Source organism: Burkholderia paludis (genome assembly GCF_000732615.1).
Lineage (GTDB): Bacteria > Pseudomonadota > Gammaproteobacteria > Burkholderiales > Burkholderiaceae > Burkholderia > Burkholderia paludis.
Window position 1 is genome coordinate 78,779 of sequence record NZ_JPGL01000042.1, and the last position, 8,505, is coordinate 87,283.

Annotated in this window: 8 protein-coding genes; 3 read left to right on the top strand and 5 right to left on the bottom strand. The window is 68.6% G+C overall.

What is annotated here, in order from left to right; translation table 11 throughout:
• Positions 1–106: 106 nt before the first annotated feature.
• The gene (locus GQ56_RS0123985; protein WP_031401055.1) at positions 107–1,132 is read right to left on the bottom strand and encodes an AraC family transcriptional regulator; all 1,026 of its coding nucleotides are present in this window, start codon (positions 1,130–1,132) and stop codon (positions 107–109) included.
• A 120-nt stretch (positions 1,133–1,252) separates the two neighbouring features.
• On the opposite strand from GQ56_RS0123985, the gene GQ56_RS0123990 reads away from it, so the two are divergent.
• The 3 genes from GQ56_RS0123990 (at position 1,253) to GQ56_RS44635 (ending at position 3,257) form a co-directional block, all read left to right on the top strand.
• On the top strand, positions 1,253–2,353 hold the full coding sequence (locus GQ56_RS0123990) for an alpha/beta hydrolase (RefSeq protein ID WP_235212747.1): 1,101 nt from the start codon (positions 1,253–1,255) through the stop codon (positions 2,351–2,353).
• Between the two features lie 140 nt (positions 2,354–2,493).
• Positions 2,494–2,676, top strand: coding sequence for a hypothetical protein (locus GQ56_RS45645; protein ID WP_031401057.1), 183 nt, complete (start codon positions 2,494–2,496; stop codon positions 2,674–2,676).
• 71 nt (positions 2,677–2,747) lie between these two features.
• Entirely contained in the window at positions 2,748–3,257 is a 510-nt protein-coding gene (locus tag GQ56_RS44635; RefSeq protein WP_235212748.1) for a helix-turn-helix transcriptional regulator, read from the top strand.
• 7 nt (positions 3,258–3,264) lie between these two features.
• Here GQ56_RS44635 and lpdA read toward each other — a convergent pair whose 3' ends face one another.
• Genes lpdA through GQ56_RS0124020 form a run of 4 tightly spaced genes read right to left on the bottom strand, consistent with a single transcriptional unit; the run spans position 3,265 to position 8,249 of the window.
• Complete coding sequence (lpdA, locus tag GQ56_RS0124005) at positions 3,265–4,656, bottom strand: dihydrolipoyl dehydrogenase (protein ID WP_031401059.1); 1,392 nt, start codon at positions 4,654–4,656, stop codon at positions 3,265–3,267.
• 5 nt (positions 4,657–4,661) lie between these two features.
• Positions 4,662–5,972: a dihydrolipoamide acetyltransferase family protein gene (locus tag GQ56_RS0124010; protein ID WP_031401060.1), complete on the bottom strand. Its 1,311-nt coding sequence runs from the start codon at positions 5,970–5,972 to the stop codon at positions 4,662–4,664.
• Position 5,973: 1 nt separating this feature from the next.
• On the bottom strand, positions 5,974–7,020 hold the full coding sequence (locus GQ56_RS0124015; protein ID WP_031401061.1) for an alpha-ketoacid dehydrogenase subunit beta: 1,047 nt from the start codon (positions 7,018–7,020) through the stop codon (positions 5,974–5,976).
• Positions 7,017–8,249 (bottom strand): 3-methyl-2-oxobutanoate dehydrogenase (2-methylpropanoyl-transferring) subunit alpha, encoded by a 1,233-nt coding sequence (locus tag GQ56_RS0124020; RefSeq protein ID WP_031401062.1) that lies wholly within the window; start codon positions 8,247–8,249, stop codon positions 7,017–7,019. Before GQ56_RS0124020 ends, GQ56_RS0124015 begins: the two co-directional genes overlap by 4 nt.
• Between the last annotated feature and the right edge of the window lie 256 nt (positions 8,250–8,505).

Genomic DNA, 8,505 nt, shown 5'->3' on the forward strand with positions numbered 1-8,505 from the left:
GTACGCACCGGCCCGCGTCGCCGCAGAAACGGCAAAGCCCGTGAGCGTCAGGTCGCTCGCGGGCTTTTTTTATGCCGGCATTGGCGAAGTCGCCCCGGTTCGCGCGCTACGGGGCCGCCGTGCCCTGCCGCGACACGCTCGGCGCGACACCCGTCCAGCGCTTGTACGCCTGCGAAAACGACGACATGTCGCTGAACCCCAGTTCCTGCGCGATTTCCTTGATCGACAGGCGCCCTTCGGCGATCAGCGCCTGCGCGCGGGCCTTGCGCACCGCGTTCGAGATGTCGCGAAAGCATGCGCCCTCTTCCTGCAGCCGGCGCTTCAGCGTGCGCTCGCTCGTGTTGAGCAGCGTCGCGATGTCCTTCAGCAGCGGCGGCCGGTCGAACGGGCGCGTGGCCAGGTATTCGTTCAGGAACGACACGAGATCGACGCGCGTGCGCCGGCGCGTGACCAGCTCGGCGCACATGCGCTCGCACATCGCCGCGGTTGCGGCATTCGCCTGCGGCAGCGGCCGCTCGAGGAGCGCGTGCTCGAACGTGAGCGTATTGGCGGGCTGGCCGTGCCGGACCTGCGCGCCCGGCACCGGCTGCCGCACGTCGGAACCGGGCGCGGCGCCGTACGCGAGATCGAACGTCGCGAGTTCGAACGCGCCGCCGATCACGTCGCGCAGCACGCGGCACGTCGCGCCCATCGCGCGCTCGACGAAGAATCGCTGCACGTTCGCGGCAAGTTCCGGCGACGCGTCGAACCGGATCGCATCGTGCCGCCCTTCCCGCCGGAACGTCATCGCGACGAACGTGTAGGTCAGCGCCAGGTAACGGCCGGCAAGCGCGACCGCGTCCATGCCGGTCGCACTGCTCAGGAGCCCGTAGCCGAGCAGCCCGTATGCCGAAAGCTGGTACGACAGGCCGACCTTGAGACCGACGTCGGGCTCGCCGGCGGTCAGGTCCAGCAGGTTCGACGCAACGGCCAGCTCCTGCGCGGCCAGCACCGTGAAGTCCGGGTCGGCGAGCTGCTTCAGCGTGAGTTGGGCCCCCTTGAGCAGCGCCGACGGCGCGATTCCGCGGTCGCGCCCGAAGTCGATCATCAGCAGGACGGAAGCCGGGCTCCGGGCAAAGTTCCAGACATTCATCAGACGCCTCGCGACGTGGGTTGGCCTAGATTCTAAAGCGGTTGGCCTGCCGCAGCATGGCCGGCGCACGCTCGCGCCAGCATGATGAGAGCCATCGCAACCCGCCAGGCATCGACCGCCATGAAGCTTCCCTCGCTCCTTCGTCCGGCCTGCACGCTGCTGCTGGCCGCCGGCCTGTCGAGCGCGCCGCTCGCGCCGGCCGTGGCCGACGATGCCGTTTCGCCCAACTCACCGGAGTCCGCCGCCATGCCCAAGACCTATGCCGACCAGTCCGTCTGGCGCGACATGCAGACCTTCCTTCCGACCGACTTCCAGTGGCGGGACGGCCAGCAGCCGCAGGAAGAATGGTGGTCCTGGCACGGCCACCGCATGCACCTCGACACATACCGCAACCCGCAGGCGCCGGTGAAGGTGATCCTGTTCCATGGCGTCGGCACCAACGGCCGGCAGATGTCGATGATCCTTGGCGAGCAGCTGGCGCGCCGCGGCTACGAAACGATCGCGATCGACATGCCCGAATACGGGATGACCGAAGTCGCCCGGGGCGCGCTGGTCCGCTACGACGACTGGGTGCACGCGGGCAGCGATCTCATCGACGCGGAACGCGCGAAGGACGACCGGCCGATCGTGCTCTACGGGCTGAGCGCGGGCGGCATGCTCACGTATCACGTGGCCGCGCTGAACGGCAAGGTCGACGGCATCGTCGGCATGACTTTCCTCGACCAGCGCCTGCAGCAGGTGCGCGACGAAACCGCGCGCAACGTCTTCATGAGCCGCGTCGGCGGCCCGATGATGCACATCGCCGCGATGACCCCGCTGAAATCGATGCGCGTGCCGATGACGCTCGCCAGCAAGATGTCCGCGCTCGTCAACGACCCGGATGCGCTGAAGGTGTGGCTGTCCGACCGTACGTCCGCCGGCAACGCGATGACGATGGCGTTTCTGGATTCCTACATGTCGTACCGGCCGGAGGTCGAGCCGGAGGATTTCGCCGTGTGCCCGATCCTGCTCACGCAGCCGGCCGCGGACCGCTGGACGCCGCTGCACCTGAGCGAGCCGTTCCTCGCGCGGATCCGCCGCGTGCCGGTCAAGGTTGCGATGCTGGAGAACGCGGGCCACTATCCGCTCGAGCAGCCGGGGCTGTCGCAGATGGTCGACGCGATCGATGCGTTCTATCGCGAGGTGACGGCCGGGCGCGTCGGGTCGCGCGCGCCTTTCTGACGCCACGCGCACGCAAGAGACGGCTTCGGCGCCGGTGCGTCGGTCGACGCCGTCTCGTCGTCGCGGATTGCACGCTCGCGGGCCGGATCCGGCTGCCCCGTCGAACGTATCGCATCGAGCATGCCGGGCACCGTGAAGGCATGCCGAACCGTGCGTTATCGCGCGAGGAAGCGGTGGGCCGCGAGCGGCGCCGCGCACCCTGCGCGATCGCCTGGAACACCGTTCGCACACCGACGCGCAACACGGTCTGCCGCGCGCCCGACGAGGCCGTGAAAGTGCCGCACACCGATGCGATCACGTCCTCGCCGCCGCTCGCCTGCTGATACACGGCGTTCATGTAGACGTCGGTCTTCTTCGACAGCAGGTAGTCGAGCATGATGCCGACCTGGTTCGAGTGATTGTCGGTCAGTTGCGGGCTTCCCTTCGCGCAAAGGTTGTTCGCATAGGCGAAGAAATCCGGTGCGAACCGGATCAACCCGCCGATCTCTGCCGGCTCGTCGGCATGAGCGAGCGCGCGACCATCGACGCGTTCAGGTCGCAGTTTTCCCGCACGCCTGCGCAATACATCATCGAACGCCGGCTGGAACGCGCGCGCTGGATGCTCGAACATACGTCGGACAGTATCCTGTCGATTGCGCTGGATTGCGGTTTCGGCACGCAGAGCTATCTGTCGACGGCGATCAAGCGCCACTTCGGCGCGACGCCGAGAGAATTGAGGATGCGGGCGGCGTCCGCCCGCCGAAGCGGGACGAGCGACGGCCAGCGCGATCCGCACGAACAGGCGGGCATGCGGAACGCCGGCATCGCGGCATTCCGAAGATCGAACGAGAGTGTCTGCCGTACACCTGATGCGGAAAGAATCGCCGATGCGCACGTTGCGCATCGGCGCCGCGTTTCAGGATGACTGCACGTCAGATATGCAGCGCGTGCCCGAGCGCACGCAGCGCGGCTTCCTGCAGCGCTTCGCCGAGCGTCGGGTGCGCATGGATCGTGCCGCCGATGTCTTCCAGCCGCGCGCCCATCTCCAGCGACTGCGAGAATGCCGCGGCCAGCTCCGACACGCCGCCCCCGACCGCCTGCCAGCCGACGATCAGGTGGTTGTCGCGCCGTGCGACGACGCGCACGAAGCCGTCGGTCGCCTGCAGCGTCATCGCGCGCCCGTTCGCCGCGAACGGGAACGACGCGCTCACGCAATCGACGCCGGCCGCCCGCGCGTCGTCCGGCGACCAGCCGGCCGTGACGATCTCGGGATCGGTGAAGCACACCGCCGGGATCGCCGCGGGCATGAACTTGCGGCGTCGCCCGGAGATCAGCTCGGCGACCATCTCGCCTTGCGCCATCGCGCGATGCGCGAGCATCGGCTCGCCGGCGACGTCGCCGATCGCCCAGACGTTGCGCATCGACGTCCGGCATTCGTCGTCGATCCGCAATGCGCGGCCGTTGCGTTCGAGCGGCAGCGACTCGAGCCCGAAGCCGTCGACGCGCGGCCGGCGCCCGACCGCGACCAGCACGCGATCGGCCTGCAGCGCCTGTTCCGCACCGTCGGCCGCCTGCACGCGCACCGCGCCCTGCTCCGCGAGCCCGAGCACCTTGTGGCCGAGCAACAACCGCACGCCCAGCCGCGCGAGCGAATCGGCCACCGGCCGCACGAGTTCGGCGTCATAGGCGGGCAGCACGCGCTCCGCCGCTTCGACGACGCTCACGTCGACGCCAAGCTTGCGGTAGACGATCCCGAGTTCCAGCCCGATATATCCGGCGCCCACGACGACCATCCGCTTCGGCAACGTCGCCGGCGACAGCGCCTCGGTGGACGACTCGACATGCCCGCCGAACGGCATCGACGGCAGCGCGACCGGCTCGGAGCCGGTCGCGAGCAGCAGGTGCTCGCAGCCGATCCGCACCGTGTGGCCGCCGGTCGCGACTTCGACGGTCTTGCCGTCGACCACGCGTGCATCGCCATGCAGCACCCGCACGCCGTTCTTCTTGAGCAGCGCGCCGACGCCGCGCGTCAGCCGGTCGACGATGCCGTCCTTCCATGCGACGCTTTTCGCGATGTCGATCTCGGGCGTGCGCACGCTGATCCCGAGCGCGCCCTCGCCCGCATGGCCGCATGCCTGTTCGAATGCGTCCGCGACGTGGATCAGCGCCTTGGAAGGAATGCAACCGATGTTCAGGCAGGTGCCGCCGACCCGGTCGCGCTCGACGAGCACGGTCGGAATGCCGAGCTGGCCGGCGCGAATCGCGGCGACGTAGCCGCCCGGGCCGCCGCCGATCACCAGCAGCGTGGTGTGTTCGTTCTTCATGGCGCTCACTCCACGAACAGCAGTGCCGGGCGCTCGAGCACCGCGCGCACGGCCTGGATGAATTCGGCCGCGTCCGCCCCGTCGACGACGCGATGGTCGAACGACGACGACAGGTTCATCATCTTGCGCGCGACGACCGCGCCGTCGCGGATCATCGGCCGCTCGACGATCCGGTTCACGCCGACGATGCCGACCTCGGGATGATTGATGACCGGCGTCGACACGATGCCGCCGAGCGCACCGAGGCTCGAGATCGTGATCGTCGAGCCGCTCAGCTCGTCGCGCTGCGCGCGGTTTGCGCGTACCGCATCGGCGAGCCGCGCGATTTCGGCCGAGATCGACCACACGTCCTTCGCCTCCGCGTGACGCAGCACGGGCACCGTGAGGCCGCCGTCCGTCTGCGTCGCGACGCCCATGTGCACCGCGCCGTGGCGCGTGACGACACCGGCTTCGTCGTCGAAACGCGCATTGATCTGCGGGAAATCGCGCAACGCGATCACCATCGCGCGGATCAGCAGCGGCAGCGGCGTGAGCCGGCCGCGTGCGTCGCCGTAGCGGCGATTCAGTTCCGTACGCAGCGATTCGAGCTCGGTGACGTCGATCTCCTCGACATAGCTGAAGTGCGGAATGCGGCGCTTCGCTTCCTGCATCTTGCGCGCGATCGCACGCCGCAGCCCGATCACCGGCACTTCGGTTTCGTCGTTGCGCTCGTCGTAGCCGTGCGCTTGCGACGCACGCGCGGACCCGCTGCCGGTGCGCGCATACGCATCGAGGTCCGCATGGAGGATTCGCCCGGCGTCCCCCGTGCCGCGCACATAGCGCAGCTCGATGCCCATGTCCCACGCACGCTGGCGCACGGCCGGCGACGCAAGCGGACGTTCGCCCGGCGCGAGCGCCGCGCGCGGCGGCTCGACGTGCTCCGCGCGACGCGGCTCCGCCGGCGCGCGCTTTGCCGCGGCCTGCGCGGGCGCTTGCGCCGGCGCATCGGCCGCCGCCTTCGACGGCGCGGCGGCAACCGGTGCGGTTTCTACCTTCGTTTCGCGCACCGGTGCGCCGGCCTTCAGGTTCCCCTCGCCTTCGACTTCGAGCCGGATCAGCTCGCTGCCGACCGCCATCATCTCGCCGATCCGGCCGCCGAGTTCCAGCACCTTGCCCGTCACGGGCGACGGAATCTCGACCGCCGCCTTGTCGGTCATCACATCGGCGAGCGGCTGGTCTTCCTTGATCAGCTGCCCGACTTCCACATGCCAGGCCACCAGCTCGACCTCGGCGATCCCTTCGCCGATATCCGGCATCTTGATGACATGAATCCCCATCTCACGCCTCCATCACGCGTCGCAACGCTTCACCGACCCGGGCCGGGCCCGGAAAGTACGCCCATTCCTGCGCATGCGGATACGGCGTGTCCCAACCCGTCGTGCGCTCGACCGGCGCTTCGAGGTGGTAGAAGCAATGTTCCTGAACCAGCGACACCAGTTCCGCCCCGTAGCCGCAGGTGCGCGTCGCCTCGTGCACCACGACGCAGCGCCCGGTCTTGCGCACCGACGCGACGATCGTGTCGAGGTCGAGCGGCCACAGCGTGCGCAGGTCGATCACCTCCGCGTCGATGCCCGTCTCCTCGGCCGCGGCAAGCGACACGTGCACGGTCGTGCCGTACGTCAGCACCGTCACGTCGTTGCCGGGCCGCACCACGGCGGCCGTATCGAGCGGCACCGTGTAGTAACCCTCGGGCACCGCGCTGGCCGGATGCTTGAGCCAAGACGTGACGGGACGGTCGTGATGGCCGTCGAACGGCCCGTTGTACAGCCGCTTCGGCTCGAGGAAGATCACCGGATCGTCGTTCTCGATCGACGCGATCAGCAGCCCTTTCGCGTCATAGGGATTCGACGGCATCACCGTGCGCAGCCCGCACACCTGCGTGAACATCGCCTCCGGGCTCTGGCTGTGCGTCTGGCCGCCGTAGATGCCGCCGCCGCACGGCATCCGGATCGTCATCGGCGCGATGAACTGGCCGGCCGAGCGATAGCGCAACCGCGCGCCTTCCGACACGATCTGGTCGGAAGCCGGGTAGAAATAGTCGGCGAACTGGATCTCGCACACCGGGCGCAGCCCATACGCGCCCATCCCCACCGCCGCGCCGACGATCCCGCTTTCGGAGATCGGCGCGTCGAACACGCGCGACTTGCCGTATTTGTTCTGCAGCCCCTCGGTACAGCGGAACACGCCGCCGAAATAGCCGACGTCCTGCCCGAACACGACCACGTCGCTGTCGCGCCCGAGCATCACGTCCATTGCCGAGCGCAGCGCCTGGATCATCGTCATCGGCTGCGTCGCCGTGCCTGTCTCGTGTTGCGCCATGGTCATGCTCCCAGTTCCTGGCGCTGACGGCGCAGGTGCGCGGGCAGCTCCTTGTACACGTCGTCGAACATCGAGGCCGGCGACGGAATCCGGTCATCGGCCAGCGTTCCGTATTTTTCCGCTTCCTTCTGCGCGGCGATCACCTCGGCCTCGAGCTCGGCCGTCAACGCTTCGTGCGCGCTGTCCGACCAGATGCCTTTCACGATCAGGTGGCGCTTGAAGCGCTCGATCGGATCGCCGAGCGGGAAATGGGTCCAGTCGTCGCTCGGCCGGTACTTGGTCGGATCGTCCGACGTCGAATGCGCGCCCGCGCGATAGGTCACCCACTCGATCAGCGTCGGGCCGAGATTGCGGCGCGCACGCTCGGCCGCCCAGCTCGACGCCGCGTAGATCGCGAGGAAGTCGTTGCCGTCGACCCGCAGCGACGCGATCCCGCAACCGACGCCGCGGCCCGCGAACGTCGTGCCTTCGCCGCCGGCGATCGCCTGGAACGTCGAGATCGCCCACTGGTTGTTGACCACGTTCAGCACCACCGGCGCGCGGTATACGTGCGCGAACGTCAGTGCGGTGTGGAAGTCGGCTTCGGCGGTCGCGCCGTCGCCGATCCACGCGGACGCGATCTTCGTGTCGCCCTTGATCGCCGACGCCATCGCCCAGCCGACCGCCTGGATGAACTGCGTCGCGAGGTTGCCCGAGATGGAGAAGAAGCCCGCGTCGCGGTCCGAGTACATCACGGGAAGCTGGCGGCCTTTCAGCGGGTCGCCCTCGTTCGACATGAGCTGGCAGATCATGCGCTCGAGCGGCACGTCGCGCGTGATCAGGATGCTCTGCTGGCGGTAGGTCGGAAAGCACATGTCGCCGTCGCGCAGCGCCATCGTGTGTGCGGTGCCGATCGCCTCTTCGCCGAGGCTCAGCATGTAGAAGGAGATCTTCTTCTGGCGCTGCGCGATCATCATGCGCGCGTCGAAGATGCGGGTCTTGAGCATCGCGCGCAGCCCGGCGATCAGCCGCGCGTCGTCGAGATCGGGGGCCCACGGGCCGACCGCCTTGCCGCTGTCGTCGAGCACGCGCACGAGGCTGCGGGCGAGATCGGCGGTGTCCGCCGCGGCAACGTCGATCGGCGGGCGGCGGACTGCGCCGGCCGGCGATAGATGCAGATAGGAAAAATCCGTCTGGCAGCCCGGACGCCCAGTGGGCTCCGGCACATGCAGACGCAATGGCTCTGACAGGCTCATCGTGTCGTCTCCACGCTCGATTGTGTCTCACGCTGATTGGGAACGCGCCGCCGGTTGCCGGCTTGCGCGCTCGCTGGCGTGCGGATAGGCACGTCAACCGTGGAAATTTATGCAATGCGGGGCCGGCCGTCGATGACCAATTCAGTCGATCGCGGTGAGCATATTTGCCATGTCCGGCGCGCGGGGCGGGCCGGCATGCGGCGCGCGGCGGGTTGAAGCGGGGCGGCCGAAGACAAAAAACCGCGGGGGTGCGGCT